At 36.3% G+C, this 18,673-nt stretch carries 21 protein-coding genes; all 21 read right to left on the minus strand.

Annotated features, from left to right (window positions below; translation table 11 throughout):
* Window positions 1–128: 128 nt before the first annotated feature.
* Window positions 129–1,388 carry an RIP metalloprotease RseP gene (gene rseP / locus QGM71_RS04000; RefSeq protein ID WP_327606214.1) on the minus strand — a complete coding sequence of 420 codons (1,260 nt, stop codon included), beginning with the start codon at window positions 1,386–1,388 and terminating at the stop codon, window positions 129–131.
* 100 nt (window positions 1,389–1,488) lie between these two features.
* Window positions 1,489–2,280 (minus strand): phosphatidate cytidylyltransferase, encoded by a 792-nt coding sequence (locus QGM71_RS04005; RefSeq protein ID WP_327606215.1) that lies wholly within the window; start codon window positions 2,278–2,280, stop codon window positions 1,489–1,491.
* A 15-nt stretch (window positions 2,281–2,295) separates the two neighbouring features.
* The gene (locus QGM71_RS04010) at window positions 2,296–3,060 is read right to left on the minus strand and encodes an isoprenyl transferase (protein WP_327606216.1); all 765 of its coding nucleotides are present in this window, start codon (window positions 3,058–3,060) and stop codon (window positions 2,296–2,298) included.
* Window positions 3,061–3,371: 311 nt separating this feature from the next.
* On the minus strand, window positions 3,372–3,920 hold the full coding sequence (gene frr / locus QGM71_RS04015; RefSeq protein WP_327606217.1) for a ribosome recycling factor: 549 nt from the start codon (window positions 3,918–3,920) through the stop codon (window positions 3,372–3,374).
* Between the two features lie 2 nt (window positions 3,921–3,922).
* A complete protein-coding gene (gene pyrH / locus QGM71_RS04020) occupies window positions 3,923–4,645 on the minus strand; it encodes a UMP kinase (RefSeq protein WP_327606218.1) in 723 nt (240 codons plus the stop codon).
* Window positions 4,646–4,746: 101 nt separating this feature from the next.
* Window positions 4,747–5,631, minus strand: coding sequence for a translation elongation factor Ts (gene tsf, locus QGM71_RS04025; protein WP_327606406.1), 885 nt, complete (start codon window positions 5,629–5,631; stop codon window positions 4,747–4,749).
* A gap of 125 nt (window positions 5,632–5,756) precedes the next feature.
* Window positions 5,757–6,509, minus strand: a complete 753-nt coding sequence (gene rpsB / locus QGM71_RS04030; RefSeq protein ID WP_327606219.1) for a 30S ribosomal protein S2 — start codon at window positions 6,507–6,509, stop codon at window positions 5,757–5,759.
* A gap of 183 nt (window positions 6,510–6,692) precedes the next feature.
* Window positions 6,693–7,151: a DUF6115 domain-containing protein gene (locus QGM71_RS04035; protein WP_327606220.1), complete on the minus strand. Its 459-nt coding sequence runs from the start codon at window positions 7,149–7,151 to the stop codon at window positions 6,693–6,695.
* A 10-nt stretch (window positions 7,152–7,161) separates the two neighbouring features.
* Complete coding sequence (locus tag QGM71_RS04040) at window positions 7,162–7,464, minus strand: hypothetical protein (protein ID WP_327606221.1); 303 nt, start codon at window positions 7,462–7,464, stop codon at window positions 7,162–7,164.
* Between the two features lie 19 nt (window positions 7,465–7,483).
* Window positions 7,484–8,857, minus strand: coding sequence for a DUF342 domain-containing protein (locus QGM71_RS04045; protein WP_327606222.1), 1,374 nt, complete (start codon window positions 8,855–8,857; stop codon window positions 7,484–7,486).
* Between the two features lie 22 nt (window positions 8,858–8,879).
* Window positions 8,880–9,659, minus strand: a complete 780-nt coding sequence (locus QGM71_RS04050) for a FliA/WhiG family RNA polymerase sigma factor (protein WP_327606223.1) — start codon at window positions 9,657–9,659, stop codon at window positions 8,880–8,882.
* Between the two features lie 37 nt (window positions 9,660–9,696).
* Window positions 9,697–10,200 carry a chemotaxis protein CheD gene (locus QGM71_RS04055; protein WP_327606224.1) on the minus strand — a complete coding sequence of 168 codons (504 nt, stop codon included), beginning with the start codon at window positions 10,198–10,200 and terminating at the stop codon, window positions 9,697–9,699.
* Window positions 10,193–10,828, minus strand: a complete 636-nt coding sequence (locus QGM71_RS04060) for a chemotaxis protein CheC (protein WP_327606225.1) — start codon at window positions 10,826–10,828, stop codon at window positions 10,193–10,195. Before QGM71_RS04060 ends, QGM71_RS04055 begins: the two co-directional genes overlap by 8 nt.
* Before the next feature lie 3 nt (window positions 10,829–10,831).
* A complete protein-coding gene (locus QGM71_RS04065) occupies window positions 10,832–11,302 on the minus strand; it encodes a chemotaxis protein CheW (protein WP_327606226.1) in 471 nt (156 codons plus the stop codon).
* Between the two features lie 121 nt (window positions 11,303–11,423).
* Window positions 11,424–12,485, minus strand: a complete 1,062-nt coding sequence (locus tag QGM71_RS04070) for a protein-glutamate methylesterase/protein-glutamine glutaminase (RefSeq protein ID WP_327606227.1) — start codon at window positions 12,483–12,485, stop codon at window positions 11,424–11,426.
* A 7-nt stretch (window positions 12,486–12,492) separates the two neighbouring features.
* Complete coding sequence (locus QGM71_RS04075; RefSeq protein ID WP_327606228.1) at window positions 12,493–13,356, minus strand: MinD/ParA family protein; 864 nt, start codon at window positions 13,354–13,356, stop codon at window positions 12,493–12,495.
* The gene (flhF, locus tag QGM71_RS04080; protein WP_327606229.1) at window positions 13,349–14,479 is read right to left on the minus strand and encodes a flagellar biosynthesis protein FlhF; all 1,131 of its coding nucleotides are present in this window, start codon (window positions 14,477–14,479) and stop codon (window positions 13,349–13,351) included. The genes QGM71_RS04075 and flhF overlap by 8 nt, the downstream gene beginning before the upstream one ends.
* Window positions 14,476–16,512: a flagellar biosynthesis protein FlhA gene (flhA, locus tag QGM71_RS04085; protein WP_327606230.1), complete on the minus strand. Its 2,037-nt coding sequence runs from the start codon at window positions 16,510–16,512 to the stop codon at window positions 14,476–14,478. The genes flhF and flhA overlap by 4 nt, the downstream gene beginning before the upstream one ends.
* Window positions 16,513–16,531: 19 nt before the next feature.
* Window positions 16,532–17,611: a flagellar biosynthesis protein FlhB gene (gene flhB / locus QGM71_RS04090; protein ID WP_327606231.1), complete on the minus strand. Its 1,080-nt coding sequence runs from the start codon at window positions 17,609–17,611 to the stop codon at window positions 16,532–16,534.
* Between the two features lies 1 nt (window position 17,612).
* Window positions 17,613–18,392: a flagellar biosynthetic protein FliR gene (gene fliR / locus QGM71_RS04095; RefSeq protein ID WP_327606232.1), complete on the minus strand. Its 780-nt coding sequence runs from the start codon at window positions 18,390–18,392 to the stop codon at window positions 17,613–17,615.
* Between the two features lie 3 nt (window positions 18,393–18,395).
* The gene (gene fliQ, locus QGM71_RS04100) at window positions 18,396–18,665 is read right to left on the minus strand and encodes a flagellar biosynthesis protein FliQ (RefSeq protein ID WP_327606233.1); all 270 of its coding nucleotides are present in this window, start codon (window positions 18,663–18,665) and stop codon (window positions 18,396–18,398) included.
* Window positions 18,666–18,673: the final 8 nt, after the last annotated feature.

Raw genomic sequence — 18,673 nt, forward strand, 5'->3', positions numbered from 1 at the left:
TAAATATATATAGATCAGTACCATATTACCTCTTGTTAATTATGGAAAACCCTTGCCACTGTTAGAAGACAAGGGTTTTCATATTCTTTATTATAAAAGATCCATTGTATTTACCCTTGGTTTGCGTCTTATAAGAAAAGACGCTGTATATCGTTCCAGGTTACAACGATCATCAATAACATTAATAAAGCGAACCCGACAAAATGAACGATACCTTCTTTTTGTGGGTCAATCGGTTTTCCACGGACAGCCTCAAGACCTACAAAAAGTAACCGGCCTCCATCTAGAGCAGGAAGAGGAACTAAATTAACAATTCCCAGATTGATACTAAGAATAGCAGTCCACATTAAGAAATTCATAAATCCTGTTTGAACAACTTGATCGGTTGCATCATAGATACCTACAGGGCCAGACAACATGTCAATAGAATACTGTCCCGTAACCAACATAAAGAGATTTGTTAATATTAATTTTGTTGTGTCATAGGTTTGAGTAAAGCCATATTGGAATGTTCCTGTCAGTGATTTTTGAAAAGCTCGCTGAACACCAATTTGTCCAATTGACATTCCTTGTGCATCAATCTCATTTGGAATAACAGTAACTGCTTCTGTTGTTCCATTACGTTGAAGCGTCATGTTTAATTCAACATTCGGATTATCCCGGACAATAACAGTAAATTCCTCCCATGTAGAAATGGAAGACCCTTCTATTTGAACAATTTCATCTCCACCCTGAAATCCTGCTTGCTCAGCTGGACTTCCTGGCTGTACTTCATCTATTAAAGCATTTTCAGCTGGTACACCTTGAATAATACCTAAAATGAAGAATATAAAAATCGCCAAAATAAAATTCATCATCGGACCAGCAAATAACTGCATCCCTCTTTTTCCCACACTTTTAGAAGCAAACTGACGGTCATAGGGAGCGATTTGCGTTTGCCTCTCATCCATTACAAAGAAAGCTTTCGAGTCTACTTCGAATATCAATTTATGATCATGCTCATCAATTTCATAACCTTCAATTACCAGTTGATGATCTAAATCAGCATGTTCAACCTCAATAACACGTGCATTTGGATATTTTGATTTATTGTTTACAATTATTTTATTAACTTTTCCTTGATCGTTAAACTCAAGCCCTATATGGTGCCCTGGCTTCAATTCAATAATTTCGGGATCTTCACCGGCAACTCGAACATATCCACCAATCGGAAGCAAACGAATCGTATAGACAGTTTCATTTTTTGTAAATGCAAAAACCTTTGGACCAAATCCTATTGCAAACTCCCGGACAAGCATTCCAGCACGCTTTGCAAATATTAAGTGACCCCATTCGTGGATGAATACGAGTAATCCAAACATAAATATAAATGCTATAACTGTGTTCAAAAGTAGCACCTTCCTTCTATTAGTTTAGGAGTACTCTGTTTTTTCTTGTATCCTATTTTAGTACAGGCTTTATAAGTATATTCAAGCCGGAGCAGAATAATTAAATAAACTGGATAAAATGCAACAAGGGAAAAACAAATAATACGCTATCAAATCGATCTAGTATCCCACCATGCCCTGGCAAAATATCACCTGAATCCTTCACACCATAATGACGTTTAAACGCCGACTCCACTAAATCACCAATTTGTCCCGCAATCGATGCTAAAATAGTCACAGCAATTATAATAAACATCGAATATGGAAATGGGTTAATCAGATGGTAGGCAACACCAGTTACACATGCCAGTACGATACCACCTACTGCACCTTCTATTGTCTTGTTTGGACTGATCTCAGGCCATAACTTGTTTTTACCGATAGCACGTCCAAAAAAGTAAGCACCTGTATCAGTTGCCCAAACAATAAAGAACACGTAAATTATATTGCCAAGCCCCTGTTGTGCATCTCTTGTTTCAATTAAGAAGAAAAATCCCATGCCCACATATAGGGTAGCTAAAAGAATAAAACCAGCGTGATCAAACGTGAATTTATTCTTAACTAATACTGTATAGGATAATAGCAACATAACTACAATCATAATTATTTCAGATTTTGAAATCCAGCCTGTTGGTATAATATCAGCTTCAACCGGCAGCATAACCAGCCATAGTAATCCTATGGCTAAAACAGATGATACAGAGTATTTTCCTATATTACGCATTCTCATTAATTCAATTAATCCGACTGTGGCCATTACATACACCAGCACAGTGAAGGGCCAATCACCAATAATTACAAAAGGCAAAAAGAAAATGAGTGCTATAATGGCTGTTATAATTCGTTGTTTCATAAACTTCCCATCACCTTAAATACCTCCATAGCGTCTTTTTCGCTGCTGATAATCTAGGAGAGCTTGTTGATAAATAGCTTCATTGAAATCCGGCCACAATACATCCGTAAACCAAAACTCAGTATAAGCCAGCTGCCATAATAAAAAGTTACTTAACCGTTGTTCTCCACTCGTACGAATCAACAAATCAGGATCACACAACCCTTGTGTATATAAGTATTGTGAAAATGTTTTTTCATCTAATGTATCAACAGATATTTTCGACCCATCAATATCAATCATAATTTTTTTTATTGCTCTTATTATTTCAAATCTACTTCCATAGTTTAAAGCAAAGTTTAATAATAATCCATTATTATCTTTTGTTTTATCTTTTGCGTACTGTATTGCTTGTTTCGTATGTTCAGGTAAAGCATCAAAATCTCCAATTGTATCAATTCTTACATTATTTTCTATCAAATCCGGCAGATAAATATGCAAAAATTCTTTTGGCAGCTTCATTAAGAATTCGATTTCTGATTTAGGTCTTTTCCAGTTTTCCGTTGAAAAAGCATATAACGTTAGGATCTGGACATTGAATTTTGTAGATGCTTTTACAATATTTCTAACTACTTCCATACCTTCTTTATGACCAGCAATTCGCGGTAATCCCCGCTTCTTGGCCCATCTTCCATTTCCGTCCATTATGATAGCGACGTGGTTAGGAATATTTTCTATTGTAGTATCATTGATTTCGGTATCCGTTTGTTTACTTTTGAAAAAAGGAAGTTTCATTGACATGTTCTGTCCTCCGAATGCTGTTGATTATCCATTTACAATCCTCTCAACTATAATCACTATGAAGGAAAAAGAATTATATAACTATAAGATCCAGTTTGGATGATCCCTATTATATCATTAAACTCATGACGAATATATCGATTATAGAATAAGAATACAAAAGCCCCCTTAAATAAGAGGGCTTTACAGACTTATTTTACACTTTATTAAATAAAAAATAAAGATTTTAAAGAAGAAAGTATAAGGAAATCTCTTTTGAATATTCATACAGCTACATGATAAGTACGTTACTTTTCAACCATTGTAGTGTACTATACTTCAGTAATTTCTGCTTCCTTATCTTTTGCAAGTTGATCAATGTCTGCTATACGATTATCCGTCTCTTTTTGCACAACATCTTGCATACTGCGAAGCTCATCCTCAGTAAGGTCGCTGTCCTTTTTCAACTGGTCATTTGCTTCACGGCGAATATTTCTTACTTGTACACGTGCTTCTTCAGCATATTTGCCAACAACTTTCACTAAATCTCTACGTCTTTCCTCTGTTAAAGCAGGAATATTTATACGGATTACATTGCCATCATTTGATGGAGATAATCCTAAATCTGCTTTTTGAATTGCTTTTTCTACATTAGTAAGAGCTGTTTTATCATATAGTGTGATAAGAAGCATTCTTGCTTCAGGTGCTGATACAGTTGCAATTTGATTTAATGGGGTAGATGCACCATAATAATCAACATAAATATTATTTAAAAGGTTTGGGTTAGCTCTACCTGCTCTTACTGTTGCAAGACTTTTAGAAAAAGCCTGAACAGCCTGTGCCATTTTTTCACGCATTTGATTCATAATAGTATCTGACATGTTTATTTCCCCCTTATCGTAGTTCCGATCGTTTCACCATTAACGACCCTTTTAATATTACCTTCTTCAGTTATTGAAAATACAACCAATGGAATATCATTATCCATACATAATGTCGAAGCGGTTGAGTCCATTACTGCAAGCCCTTTATTAAGTATATCCATATAGGATAATTCTTCAAATTTCACGGCATCTTCGTCAAGTTTCGGATCTGCGGAATAAACGCCGTCCACATTATTTTTAGCCATTAAGATAACATCTGCTTCAATTTCCGCAGCGCGTAAGGCTGCTGTAGTATCGGTAGAGAAATAAGGGTTTCCAGTACCTGCAGCAAAAATCACTACCCGTTTTTTTTCTAAATGGCGAATTGCTTTTCTCCTTATGTAAGGCTCGGCAACTTGTCGCATTTCTATTGATGTTTGTACACGGGTTGGTATACCAACCGTTTCTAAACCATCCTGAAGAGCTAGTGAATTCATAATAGTGGCTAGCATACCCATGTAATCTGCAGTTGCACGATCCATTCCCATTTCGCTTCCTACTTTTCCACGCCAGATATTTCCGCCACCAACAACAATAGCTATTTCAACGTTTAATTCTGCCACTTCTTTTACTTGGTTTGCTATCGATCGAATTATTTTGGGTTCAATTCCGTAACCTTGTTCACCACTTAGTGCTTCTCCACTTAATTTAAGTACGATTCTACGGTAACGAGCTGTTGTCATAATAACCTCCAGAACATTAATATTAGTTTGAATTTTTGTGCATACAGGTCTTAGAATTTTGAAAAAGGGAACACGAATGTCCCCCTTCACATAAGATTTGGTTATTTTTTGATTTGGCTCATTACTTCGTCTGCGAAATTCTCTTCACGTTTTTCCATACCTTCGCCTACTTCATAACGTACAAATGATTTAACAGAAGCACCTTTATCAGAAACGTATTTTTTAACTTTTTGATCTGGATCTTTAATGAAGCTTTGCTCCAATAGACATATTTCTTCAAAGTACTTGCCTAATCGGCCTTCAACCATTTTTTCAACAATTTTCTCAGGCTTTCCTTCATTTAACGCTTGTGTTTTTAGTACTTCACGCTCACGATTTACCTCATCTTCAGAGACTGCATCACGTGAAACATAGCGTGGATTAACCGCTGCTACGTGCATCGCAACATCCTTAGCAACCTGTTCCTCCGTAGTACCTTCAAGTAATGCTAAAACACCAATACGACCACCCATATGAAGGTACGCACCAAAAGCATCATTGTCTGTTTTATTCAAAATGGTAAAGCGGCGCAATGAGATTTTTTCACCTATTTTGGCAACAACAGAATTAATAAACGTTTCTACTTTATCGCCAGTACCATGAAGAGGCTGTTGCATAACCTCTTCTACCGTTTTCGGCTGTTCTTTAATAATGTGGCTGCCCAATTCTGATAATAATTGTTTGAACTGATCATTTTTTGTAACAAAATCAGTTTCACAATTTACTTCCAAAAGAACAGCAGTATTATTATCTACTTCCATATACGTAGATCCCTCTGCTGCGATACGGTCCGCTTTCTTTGCTGCTTTTGAAATACCTTTTTCACGTAAATAATCGATCGCTTTTTCTAAATCACCATCAGTTTCCTGTAATGCTCTTTTACAATCCATCATGCCAGCACCTGTTTTTTCGCGTAATTCTTTAACCATCTTAGCAGTAATTGCAATTGCCATTATAGATCCTCCTTTAGATAATTCACCTATGTGTTTTAATTCTGTCACTCGCTTAGTTTTCTCTTAAAAAAGGTGATAAAAGGCTCTTATCCTCTTATCACCTCCACCTTTTTTAATAATTAAGCTTCTTTTGATTCTGTTTCAGCAGCTTCGGCTTCAGTTTCCTCAGCTTTTACTTCTTCTATTTCTTCCTCTTGTTTTACTTCTAAAATAGCATCTGCCATTTTTGAAGTCAAAAGTTTTACTGCGCGAATAGCATCATCATTTGCAGGAATAACAAAATCAATTTCGTCCGGATCACAGTTTGTGTCGACAATTCCGATAATCGGAATGTTTAATTTATGTGCTTCTGCAATAGCAATACGCTCTTTACGAGGATCAATAACAAATAAAGCATCTGGCAGTTTTGTCATTTCTTTAATACCGCCTAGAAACTTAACTAAACGATCTCTTTCTTTCATTAAGTCTACAACTTCTTTTTTTGGAAGTACTTCAAATGTGCCATCTTCTTCCATACGTTCAATGTCTTTAAGACGCTTGATACGTTTGCGAATCGTTTGGAAGTTCGTAAGTGTTCCACCCAACCAACGTTGGTTAACATAGTACATTCCAGAACGAGTTGCCTCATCACGCACAGAATCCTGTGCTTGTTTTTTCGTACCTACAAAAAGAATCGTACCACCGTTTGATGCGATTTCTTTAACATATTTGTACGCTTCATCAACTTTCTTAACTGTTTTTTGAAGGTCGATGATATAAATTCCGTTACGCTCCGTAAAGATGTATTTTTTCATCTTCGGATTCCAACGGCGAGTCTGATGACCAAAATGCACACCAGCTTCGAGTAATTGTTTCATTGATATTGCTGACATAAAAAATTCCTCCTAATGGTTTTTTCCTCCGTTCAGATCATTTCCTTATAACGACCACCTTTGATGATGGCACCATCCATAAGAATTACTGAACGTGTGTTTTCTTTACTTGTTCAAATAAACTTGAACTTAGCATTTACACCAAAAATTAATATATCACATAGAAGCTATGTAATCAAGCTTTTATGCTTTTTTATATAATTTTATTGTTAACTCTGCTTCTGTTTTTCCACAGTTTAGTCTTTGAGCTATTTCTGAAGTTGGTAGCCCCTTATTATGGAGCTGTAAAATATGCGCTTGTAGCGAGGATTCGACAGTATCATCCTTGTCATCTTCCGGAAGAATAGTTTCATACGGTTTTTCAGTACTTGATGGATGGTTTGCTGTTGTTGTGTCATTTGCAACTGATAAGTGTGACACATCATTCATATCAGAATACTCTTTTGGGGTCTTCTTTAATAAATCTTCTTGCAAGCGCTTATTCTCCTCTTTTATTTCTTGAAGATATGTTTCAAAAACCTCTAAAATATCGTTAGTGTCTTCAGGCTTTTGAAATTGCTCCACTTGTTTCTTCAGCTGAAAGATTGCTGTAAGAGCAATGATGTGTAATAAGAAGCTTATAATAAGTATAAATGATACCATTTAATCCCTTCTATCCGTTGAAATCTATTTTCTTTCCTAAATATGGGTGGTTCGCTGTATCTTTCTTTTGATCACTCTCATGCCCATGCATTTCATGCTGATTTAGTTCTTCCTTGTTGTTTTTAGCTTCATTAATATTCTCAAACTCATTAACTCGTTTCCGCCTTAATTCTTCTTGTTTTAATTGGCTACCAGCAAGGGACTCTTGAAAATGTTGACTTTGTTTCAACATTTGTTCTTGAAGTTTTCCTGCGTCCTGTGTCCTCGGAAGTGCCACTTGCATTTCTATTGATTTCCAGCTCAATAGAATCACTTCCCTTTCTTATTAAAATTTAAATGAATAAAGGTTGTAACGTGATTTCATTATTAACTATCTCCATTTGAACATAATGGTGGTTTTGATCTACTAGTCGCTTGTATTTCCCAAAAGTAACCATAACGTTTGAGTATAAATGGTTTCTAACAACCAAACGTGCTTCTCGTTCGCTGCCAATATGTGAATCGGTTTGTTCCAATTTCTGACTTACTTCTTTTAATTGTTCTAGTGCTTTATTCAGAGAGTTTTTTTGCTTAAGCAAGGTAACGCGTAACTTAGGATCCTGAGAAGGATTCTGGGCTTCCATTTTTTTGCCTAATATAGTTAATTTCGTTATTGTATCCTGCAATTCCTTCTTCTTTTCCATTAAACTTATTTCTTGTTCACCTATCATTTTATTGATCCCAAACACTATTTCGGTATGAGTGCTCATTCTGTTACCTATATCTTTTGCTTCAATTGATTTCCCTGCTGAAAGTGAACCCCCGATTATATTTCCATTTTGACAGTATACATGATTCCTAGCTGTACACTCACTATGTAAAATAGAATTCTCAACATACAAATCATTTCCTGCAAATGCACTTCCTTGATTAATGTAGCTTATAGTTATATTTTCACTTGCTTTAATGGTACCTTGTTTAAGCCCTGCTAATCCCTCTGATATATAGATTGATCCCCCTGCAATAACGGTTGCTGCTTCTACCATTCCAAAAATTTTTACATCCCCATCAGCTTTCACAGTATACCCGGTTGGTACATCGCCATGTATTATGATGGTACCAACAAAATCCAGATTTCCATTTTTCATTGAAAGTGTTTCGTTCACTGTGAAAATCGGCTGAACTTGAATTTTACCACCTGAAACGCTTAATTGTCCTTCAGAAGTAGCATAAAATGTACTATCTTCTTCACGATACACTACATTTTTACCTGCTTTATCGATTGCTGGCTTTCCTGGCAGTGCGGGTAGACTCATGCCAAATACGTCTGTGCCCTCCAACCCTTTTGTCGGTTCTTCTTTTTTTGCTAATTTCTGCCCTATATTTACGGATGGGATACGCATTACTTCACGGAAATTCCAGTCTTTAGCTCGATCTATTTCTGCTGTGAAATCCATTTCATACAAGACTTTACCGTCTTTTCCGTTTATTGCCGCATTCCCCTTAGCTATAATTAAGGGGTAGGATTCTACTGGTAAATCAGTTAAGATAGCAACAAAGTTGTCTTGATGAATTCCATAAACTATTTTATTATCAGACAACAGTTGATCAAGGGATTCTTCCGTAATTTCCGCGTCCATCTTGTTGTAAGTTTCTTTTGAATGGATTTGAGCAGTCATTCTATCGGCTGACACGGTTACATAGAAGAACTCATTTAGAAACCCCATAGCCATTCTCCTTTTACACTGTTTATAACTGATTCTGTATTTTTTTTAGTGAGCTTCTCAGTTTGAAAATTGACCTCTTATGAATTTGTGAAATACGTGAGGTTGTTAATCCTAACACCTGTCCTATTTCTGTCAAAGTCAGTTCATCATGGTAAAATAAACTAATTACCATTTGTTCATTATCATTCAACATTTTTATGCCTTCTGTCAGCTCTAGTTTAATTTCACTTGAGAGAACATGCTGTTCAGGTAAAACAGAAGCCTCGTCAGGTATTGTGTAGCCGATTCCTTCTTTCAGTTCGCCATTTCCTTCTTTTGATTTTTCCTCTATTGAGAGTACATTTGCAAACAAAGAATCTCTTATAATAATTTCTACTTCTTTTGCAGTTAACCCACATTTATCAGCAATTTCTTCTGGACTGGGACTTCTGTGAAAACTTTGCTCCAATTCCTGGGAAACCTGTTCAATTTTCTTTACTTTTTCCCGCATGGATCTAGAGAGCCAATCCTCTCGTCTCAGTCCATCAATAATTGCACCACGGATACGAAAAGAAGCATACGTATCAAATTTCAGATCTCGACTGGGCTCAAATTTTTGTAAGGCATCATATAAACCCAATAAGCCAAAGCTTCTTATGTCATCCTTATTCACATTATTAGGTAAGTGACTGGAAATTCGTTCTGCATGAAAACTAACTAAATACATGTAGTTTTGAATCAACTCATTCGCTGCTTCATTATCCTTCTTTTCTAACCAATTATTCCACAGCTTTTGCTCATGAGGAGATTTATTAGTTGTCATTTAGCACTCCTCCTTACCACCATTTTTAGAATAATACTCAAATAAATATTTCCTCTGTATTTACTTTACGGATCTTTAACAAACTTGTACTTGGATTGAATTCTATTGTTCTTCCTGCATTTCCACCCAAATCTGAGGAAACAACAGGTATGTTGCACTCACATAACTTCTCTTTTACAGCCTCTATGTTTCTAGGACCAATTCGCATGATATCTGAATTGGAGGTAAATTGAAACATTTGAGCACCTCCCGCAAGCTTGGCTTGAAGGGCATGTCTTCTTGCTCCTATTTCAATTAATTTATTAATTAGAATTGGAATGGCTGTATCTGCATACTTATATTCATTTATAATTGTTTGCTTGGCCAAGCTAGAACTTGGGAGCAATATATGAGATAGACCAGCAACTTTTTTTCTTGAATCATACAAAACTATTCCTACACACGATCCCAATCCGGAGGTACGAATTATAGTAGGAGTTGTAACTATATTCAAGTCGGCGATCCCAACTTTAACAACTGTTTGAGTATGAGTATCATTCATGATCGTTAATTCCCAAGGCGCTGTATATTTTTGTAAAAGATTCAGGGTCTGGTAATAAAAGAAAATTACCATGTACACCATTCTGGGAATCCTCGCCATTTATCTTTGTATCAATTATGATAGCATGATCAGTAACTTGAGATAACTCGAGTATACCTGCCGTTAAGATAGCTCCTGCCATATCTATACTCAGATACGGGACAGATGGCTGCATATTTATATTGGTAAAATCAGATAAAGCCGATAAATAGGAACCTGTCAATATATTTGCTACCTCCTGTAGAACGGATGTAGAATATTCACTTGGTCCTCCTTGTTGGGATAGAGTGAAACCGGACTCACCTGTCATGTGGCTGACAAGGTATTCTGCTTCTTCTATTGTTAGAATAAAGTACACAGTACCCGGTGTTTCTCCTTGAATACGGAATAGAACTGCTACAATAAGTTCCTCTGGTCCGCCAATCATATCCATCATCTCATCATAACTAACAACATTAACAGAAGGTACCTGCATATCTACTTTTTTATTTAATAATTTTGACATAGAAGTAGCGGCATTCCCTGCACCTATGTTCCCGATTTCTCTAAGCACATCTCTTTGCATCGATGTAAGATCAGTGAATTCCATCTTTTAGCCCTCTACTTGTTTTAACTCAGCTATTTCCTGGCGAGTTAAAACCTTTTGTAAGTTAAGTAGTATAAGTAGACGATTATCTAATTTAGCTACACCCTCAATATAATCCACATGTACTGTTCCGATTACTTCTGGTGCAGGTTCAATTGCATTTTCAGGTATATCAATAACATCATTGGCTGAATCAACAATTAACCCTACTTCCATTTCCTCAAGATAAACAATAATGATCCTGGTGGACTCCGTAAACTCTGTTTCTTCTATATTAAAACGAACCCGCAGATCAATAATTGGGGTTACCACTCCACGCAAATTGATAACGCCTTTTACAAAATCATCCGTTTGTGGGACTCTCGTAATAGATTGTATTCGCTCAATGGATCCGACTTCCTGAACGGATACAGCGTATTCCTCATCTTTTAATTGGAATACAATTACTTTCCTGTTATTTGTTGTTACATTTTCCATTCTATTTCCTCCCAGTAAAGTTTTATATAGTTTCAACTAATTAATAGCCTTCTGATGATTTGGCTCTGATTGAATACTTCCATTCAGTTAACGATTGGGCTGTCGTCGATTCACTTTCCATTTAATTGCCCTCTGTTCTATTCATTAAATTAATAACCATTTTACCAACATTATTTATAGGAACTACGTGATTTACACAATTTGTATTTACAGCTGCCTTTGGCATACCATAGACTATAGCTGACTCTTCCGCTTCGGCGATTACAACTGTGCCTGGATCGAGTTCTTTCATGCGCTTTATTCCCTTTGCTCCATCACTACCCATTCCTGTTAGGATAACTGCTATTTTATTTACCTTTTGGATAGTCGCTGCTGATTCAAACAACATATCCACCGCAGGTCTATGCCCATTTAACAAATCTTCTTTTGTTAATTCAATAGCTAAACCAGTCCCAACTCTTTTGGCTTTCATGTGATAATTACCTGGTGCTATGTACGCTGTATTATCTTTTATAATTTCTCCTTGAACAGCTTCTTTCACATAAACGTTGCTTAATGAATTCAATCTGTCTGCAAGTGATTTCGTAAAACCTGGCGGCATGTGTTGAACAATAAGTATTGGGGCAAGTAGATTACTGGGTAGATCTGTTAAAAGCCTTTGTAACGCTCTAGGGCCACCTGTTGAAGTTCCAACTACTATAATCGTTTTATTATATAAATTGCTTGCTGTTTGCTTTAATGCAGTCTTATGGATAGATACAATTTCTGCAGTTTCGGTCAGTATAACCTTGGAAGCGATAATTACCTTATCGATAATTTCATCTTTAATTGTAGCAATATTTAAAGAAATGGATCCGGAAGGCTTCATAATAAAATCAACGGCTCCATTAGAAATCGCCTCAACAGTTTTGGCAGCACCTTCTTCCGTAACGCTGGATAGCATAATAACTGGAACTGGATTGTCTCTCATTATTTCCCTAAGAGCAGTGAGCCCATCCTTAATTGGCATATGCACATCTAAAGTTACCACATCCGGATGAAGGTTCTTGATTTTTTTCAACCCATCTTCACCATTTCTGGCTGTCGCAATTACTTCTATTCGATTGTCGCTTTCAAGAATATCGGAAATGACTTTTCTCATAAATGCTGAATCATCAATTACGATTACTCGGATAGGCTGCATAATCCGTTTACCTCTCAGTCATAAGTTGTTTTAATTTCTTTACAAAAGAAACAGAGCCTATATTGTTTAATTCTGTGGAGTTTGATAGATAGTTCTTTGTCAGTTGCTTCATCGCCTTTGCAACCGCTGATTTTTCGTCCAACAACACATATGGAGTTTGTCTGATAACAGCTTTGGATACAATCTTATCTTCCGGAAGGATTCCCATTTTCTTAATAGTAGTATGCAAGAATCGCTCAACTACTTGAGTAAATCTATCTAGCGATTGGCCACCCTCTTTTTGAGAATACGAACGATTCATAATGACATTAATTGGCATGGCGTATTCAAAACTTAAAATATACTTAACCATACCGTATGCATCCGTAATTGATGTCGGCTCAGGTGTTGTAACTACCAAGCATTCATCTGAAGCAAGGATAAAAAAGATACTCTCCTTTGTAGCTCCAGCCCCCATATCAAATAAAATATAATCATACATTTTCACTAATTCCCTGTATTGGTCAAGAAAGAAATTTCTCTTCTCCTCATCCATTGTAAAAAAATCATTTAAGCCTGATCCACCTGCTATATAAGCAAGATTATTAGGTCCTGTCTCAATGATATCATGAATAGATAAGTGGTCGTTAAACATATCGACAATTGTTTTCTTGGCATGCATTCCTAGTAAAATATCAATATTTCCCATGCCAATATCCAAATCAAATAATAGCACTTTCTTTTGATTGTTTATTAATTCCAAAGAAAAATTTAAGGCAATATTTGATTTTCCGACGCCTCCTTTTCCACTTATAACAGATATGGTCTTTGCTTGCTTCGGATCAAGTGACTCTAGTAATTGACGACGCAAACCAGCAGCTTGATCAATCATGGGTGTGCTCACTCATTATATAGTTAGCAATTGCTTCAGGACTGACACGTTCTAAATCATCTGGAACATCTTGTCCATTAGTAATATATGCAACGCCCAGCTGTTTTTGTGCAGCGATGTTTAGTACACTTCCATACTGTCTTGTTTCATCTATTTTTGTAAATATTAGCTCTTTTAGTTTTAAATGCTGAAACTGGTCAACTATTTCAGATAAATCATTGGGCTTGGCCGTTAGTGATAAAACTAAGAATGTAGTAATTTCCACAGAAGCACTGAGACTGCTCATTAATTCATTAACATACTTCTCATCACGGAAATTACGTCCGGCTGTATCAACAAGTATCAGGTCATACGCTGCAAATTTAGTAACAGCATTTTTATAATCTTCACTGTTGTACGCTACTTCTATTGGTATTTCCAAGATTTGAGCGTAGGTTTTTAACTGATCTATTGCAGCTATCCGGTATGTATCTGCAGTTATAAAGGCAACTTTCTTTTTATTATTCAACTTACAATCAGCAGCAATTTTTGCCAGGGTAGTAGTTTTCCCTACTCCTGTAGGACCAACGAAGTGAACCACCTTCATTTCATCTGTAATGCCATGATAAGTTAATTGGCTTAATCTCTCTATTAATTCCATTCGCACCTCATTTACCAAGGTATCTATAGGAAGTTCCAGCTCCATTTCTTCGTGTTTTCTCATTACTGCAGTTATAATCTGCCCAGCAATATCCAAGTCGACCTCTTGATCCAGCAAATACTGAAACACCACTTGGTAATTAGGTGGGTAATTGTATTTTTCTTTTGAAGTTTGAAGCTCTATCATTTTTTTTAATTGCTTAATTTCTTTTAATACTTCATTTCCTGATTCCTTTTTATGAACAGAGATTTCACTTAGCCGCTCTCCATTACGGATTCCATCAATCTGCTTGTATGTCTTAGCTGGCCCAGGTGCAGGATCTAATGCCGCAACTACTTCAACTTTTGTCTTTTTGAAAAAACCTAAAAATCCGCCATGTTTTATTTCTTTAGAATTTAAAAGAACAGCATCAGAGCCTAAATCTTTTCGTATTTGCAGCATTACTTCCGGCATTGTGGCTGCCACGTATTTTTTTACCTTCATGCTATATTCACCACCCCAACACTTTGAACCTGTACACTAGGTTCTAATTCATTATAGGACAACACAACAACCTGTGGCAGAAAACGATCCAATAGTTGTTTTAAATACATCCGGATTGCAGGTGAACATAAAACCACTGCTGTTTCTTCCTGTAATGTTAATTTTTCAACTTCTTCATGGATTGTTTTGATAATAGATTGCTGTGCATCTGGATCCAGCGCCAAATAATTCCCGTGTTCAGTCTGTTGAATGTTTTCAGCAATTAATTTCTCTACTTTGCCGGATACTGTTATGACTTTCAAAGACATATCCTCCTGTGCAAATTGTTTCGTTATCTGAGAAGATAACGCTTGCCTCACATATTCTGCCAGTAACTCTGTATCACTCGTCATTTTTGCAAAGTCAGCCAACGTTTCAAAGATTATCGGCAGATTACGGATTGAAATATTTTCTTTTAGTAATTTTCCGAGCACTTTTTGGATATCCCCTATAGCCAATGGTTCAGGAGTGACTTCTTCCACCAAAATTGGGTAGCTTTCTTTTAAGTGATCAATTAACTGCTTTGTTTCCTCTCTGCCAAGTAACGTGTAAGCGTGTTTCTTAATTACTTCAGTAATGTGTGTCGAAACAACTGAAGGAGGGTCTACCACTGTGTAACCCGATAACTCTGCCTCGTCTTTACTGTCTTCATTAATCCACTTTGCCGGTAATCCAAAAGCAGGTTCTTTAGTTTCTATGCCCTCAATGGAATCATCCTCCAGATCAGGTGCCATAGCCAAATAATGATCTAATAATAATTCCCCAAAAGCAACTTCATTTCCTTTTACTTTTAAACGGTATTCATTCGGATTCAGTTGAATGTTGTCACGAATTCTAACTACTGGTATAACAATACCAAGCTCAATAGCCAATTGTCTGCGAATCATAATGATACGATCAAGTAAATCACCACCCTGATTTGCATCTGCCAATGGAATTAGCGCGTAGCCGAATTCAAATTCAATGGGATCCATATTCAACAGACTAACCACATTCTCAGTTGATTTCATGGAGGAGCTTTCTGCCTGATCTTCTTCTTCGATATCAGGTGCTTCTGGCACTTTATCTTCTCTAAGCAGGAGAAAACCGCTGAGAGCAAGTATTCCTGCAAGTGATGTTGTAAGGAGAAAATTAATAGGCGTTAGCCCAAGTAAAAACAGAGTACCCGCTGCAATAAATAAAAGTTTCGGATATTGCAGAAGTTGTCCAGTTACTTCCGTTCCTAAATTCCCAGTAGTTGTTGCTGTTCTTGTTACAACAATCCCGGTTGCAGTTGCGATTAGTAATGCAGGTATTTGGCTAACTAAGCCATCCCCTACAGTTAAGCGCATATAAACATTAATCGCTTCCTGAAATGACATATCCATTTGTACCATTCCGATAATAAGACCAAAAATGATGTTAATTAAGACAATAATAATCCCTGCTATAGCATCGCCTTTAACGAATTTACTGGCACCATCCATGGAACCGTGAAAATCTGCTTCATTTTCAACTTTTCCACGTCTTTCTTTTGCTTGCTGCTCCGATATTAAGCCAGCATTTAAATCTGCATCAATGCTCATTTGTTTACCTGGCATTGCATCTAAAGTAAAACGAGCAGCTACTTCCGATACCCGCTCAGCTCCCTTAGTAATTACTAAAAATTGAATGATTACTAAAATAATAAATACAACAAAACCTACCAGTGGATTGTCTCCAATTACAAATGTACCAAAAGTCTCGACGACTCCACCTGCGTCTGCTTCTGACAAAATTGACCTTGTTGTTGATACGTTAAGACCCAGACGAAATAAAGTTAAAAGCAATAAGAGAGTAGGAAAGACAGAAAATTGCAATGCTTCCTGTGTGTTCATAGATACTAGAATTACTATAAGTGCTAGGGTGATGTTACATAAAATAAGTATACTTAAGAGCCATCCCGGTAAAGGGATAACTAACATGATTATTATTAAGATTACGCCTAAAAGTACGGATAAATCACGTGCTTTCATTGATGTCTCTCCTCATTGCTTAAACTTTTTTCTCTAACCGGTATACATATGCCAAGATTTCTGCAACTGCTTTATAAAATTCTTCCGGTATAACATCACCAATCTCGATGGATCCGTATAAGGCTCGTGCAAGCGGTTTATTTTCAACAGTTATAACACGATGCGCCTTTGCTATTTTTTTTATTCTTAGAGCCGTTTGATCTAATCCCTTAGCAACAACATATGGTGCAGTTGCTTTTTCTTCATCATATCTGATAGCGATGGCAAAATGTGTGGGATTTGTAATAACAACATCAGCATTTGGTACTTCGCTCATCATACGGCGTGCAGCCATCTGTCTCTGTTTTTCTTTAATTTTAGATTTAATTAAGGGATCTCCCTCAATATTTTTGTATTCATCTTTAACGTCCTGTTTTGACATCTTCAGATTTTTTTCATAGTCGTAGCGTTGATAAACATAATCGAACACAGAAAGAAATAATAGTGTAAATGTCGCGGAAATCCCCATTATAGTAGTGATTCTGCTAAAGAATGCCAAAGCGCTTTCGGTATCTTTAAAGGAAAGCATCATCATCTCATCTTTATAAATCCAAATTACCGTAAAGGTAACAACACCGATAAATAATATCTTGAAAAAAGACTTTAACAACTCAACTAATGCCCGGATTGAAAAAATACGCTTTGCACCTTGAATTGGGTCGATCTTTTTCAAGTCAAATTTTAACGGTTCAGTTGTAAATAGGAAGCCGATTTGCAGAAAATTAGATGCAAGTCCAGCTATGATTGCGATAACCATAACAGGGGCAAGCATTTTGGCTGCTTCAACAGTTGCTCCCGAAAATACTTGGTGTACTGTATTTTCTGTAACTTCCCAGTGTATAAACTCAGTAAAAGTATGTTCGAACAGTGATGTCATTGTATTTTTTATCGAATTACCAAATACGACTAATATAGTAAAAACAAATAACAATAGAAAAGCAGTGTTAACGTCCTGACTTTTTGCAACCTTTCCTTTCTTACGTTGATCCAGTTTCTTCTTAGGAGTTGCTCTTTCTGTCTTTTCACCTGCAAAGAATTGTAAGTGCATCCTTAAGTGCAAATTAAACACCTCCGAATAATTGCATCAGACCTTGCATTGTTTCAAACATAATCTCAAATAAACTTTTTACTAGAGCTATGTACAAAGCAAGAAAGACCAGTATTGCTACAAAGCTTACAAATATTTTTAAAGGTAGTCCCACAACGAAAACGTTTAATTGCGGTACTGCTCTTGCAATAATACCTAATGCCACATCCACTAAGAATAAACAGCCGACTATTGGTATTGCCATTTGAAATGCAATAAGAAACATTTTATTAAATGCATCGATTACAAATTCAACTATGGAACCATCATGAAAGGGTATAAAGGTCTCAATTGGAATTAAGTTATAACTATAAAAGATTCCATCTATTAATAAATGATGTCCGTTAACCGATAATAGAAATAACAAAGCAATAATATAAAAATATTGGCCTGTTAAAGGACTTTGTGCACCAGTTTGCGGGTCCATCACATTTGCAATTGCAAAACCCATCTGGAAATCAATAAATCCACCTGCAATTTGAACTGCAGAAAGAATAATGTAAGCAATTAAACCTATTAATAGACCGACAAGCGCTTCCTTTACCAGTAAAAATAAATAAAACTCATCAATAGCAACAGCTGAAGAATCAACGGTATAAAACATAATAAAGGTTAAAAAGAAGCTGAAACCAATTTTAAATGGTGTTGGAATCGTTCGGTATGAAAATAGTGGCAACGTAACGAAAAAGGCTGCCACCCGCACAAACATGAGCAGAAAAACAGGAATACTATTGATACTAATAATGTCTAACATGCTTTACCCTACAAACTGATTTAAATTTTGAAATATTTCGGCTGTAAACTCAACCATTTTTGTTAACATCCAAGGACCAAAAAAAACGAGACCAAGAAGAACTGCAACTATTTTTGGGATGAAAGCCAAAGTCTGTTCTTGAATTTGTGTTGTTGCTTGGAAGATACTTACCAATAGACCTACTGCTAATGCTAAAATAAGCAAAGGCCCTGCAACTAATAACACCGTATATATTCCTCTTTCAGCTAACGATAGTACGAATTCACTGCTCAAGCGACACA

The sequence above is a fragment of the Virgibacillus tibetensis genome (assembly GCF_036026595.1).
Taxonomy (GTDB): domain Bacteria; phylum Bacillota; class Bacilli; order Bacillales; family Amphibacillaceae; genus Virgibacillus_P; species Virgibacillus_P tibetensis.

Bases quoted from the DNA above. Each gene is read 5' to 3' on its own strand.
- QGM71_RS04005 (WP_327606215.1), bottom strand. From the start codon at position 2,280: ATGAAACAACGAATTATAACAGCCATTATAGCACTCATTTTCTTTTTG.
- QGM71_RS04010 (WP_327606216.1), bottom strand. From the start codon at position 3,060: ATGTCAATGAAACTTCCTTTTTTCAAAAGTAAACAAACGGATACCGAA.
- frr (WP_327606217.1), bottom strand. From the start codon at position 3,920: ATGTCAGATACTATTATGAATCAAATGCGTGAAAAAATGGCACAGGCT.
- pyrH (WP_327606218.1), bottom strand. From the start codon at position 4,645: ATGACAACAGCTCGTTACCGTAGAATCGTACTTAAATTAAGTGGAGAA.
- rpsB (WP_327606219.1), bottom strand. From the start codon at position 6,509: ATGTCAGCAATATCAATGAAACAATTACTCGAAGCTGGTGTGCATTTT.
- QGM71_RS04035 (WP_327606220.1), bottom strand. From the start codon at position 7,151: ATGGTATCATTTATACTTATTATAAGCTTCTTATTACACATCATTGCT.
- QGM71_RS04045 (WP_327606222.1), bottom strand. From the start codon at position 8,857: ATGGGGTTTCTAAATGAGTTCTTCTATGTAACCGTGTCAGCCGATAGA.
- QGM71_RS04050 (WP_327606223.1), bottom strand. From the start codon at position 9,659: ATGACAACTAATAAATCTCCTCATGAGCAAAAGCTGTGGAATAATTGG.
- QGM71_RS04055 (WP_327606224.1), bottom strand. From the start codon at position 10,200: ATGAATGATACTCATACTCAAACAGTTGTTAAAGTTGGGATCGCCGAC.
- QGM71_RS04060 (WP_327606225.1), bottom strand. From the start codon at position 10,828: ATGGAATTCACTGATCTTACATCGATGCAAAGAGATGTGCTTAGAGAA.
- QGM71_RS04065 (WP_327606226.1), bottom strand. From the start codon at position 11,302: ATGGAAAATGTAACAACAAATAACAGGAAAGTAATTGTATTCCAATTA.
- QGM71_RS04070 (WP_327606227.1), bottom strand. From the start codon at position 12,485: ATGCAGCCTATCCGAGTAATCGTAATTGATGATTCAGCATTTATGAGA.
- QGM71_RS04075 (WP_327606228.1), bottom strand. From the start codon at position 13,356: ATGATTGATCAAGCTGCTGGTTTGCGTCGTCAATTACTAGAGTCACTT.
- flhF (WP_327606229.1), bottom strand. From the start codon at position 14,479: ATGAAGGTAAAAAAATACGTGGCAGCCACAATGCCGGAAGTAATGCTG.
- flhA (WP_327606230.1), bottom strand. From the start codon at position 16,512: ATGAAAGCACGTGATTTATCCGTACTTTTAGGCGTAATCTTAATAATA.
- fliR (WP_327606232.1), bottom strand. From the start codon at position 18,392: ATGTTAGACATTATTAGTATCAATAGTATTCCTGTTTTTCTGCTCATG.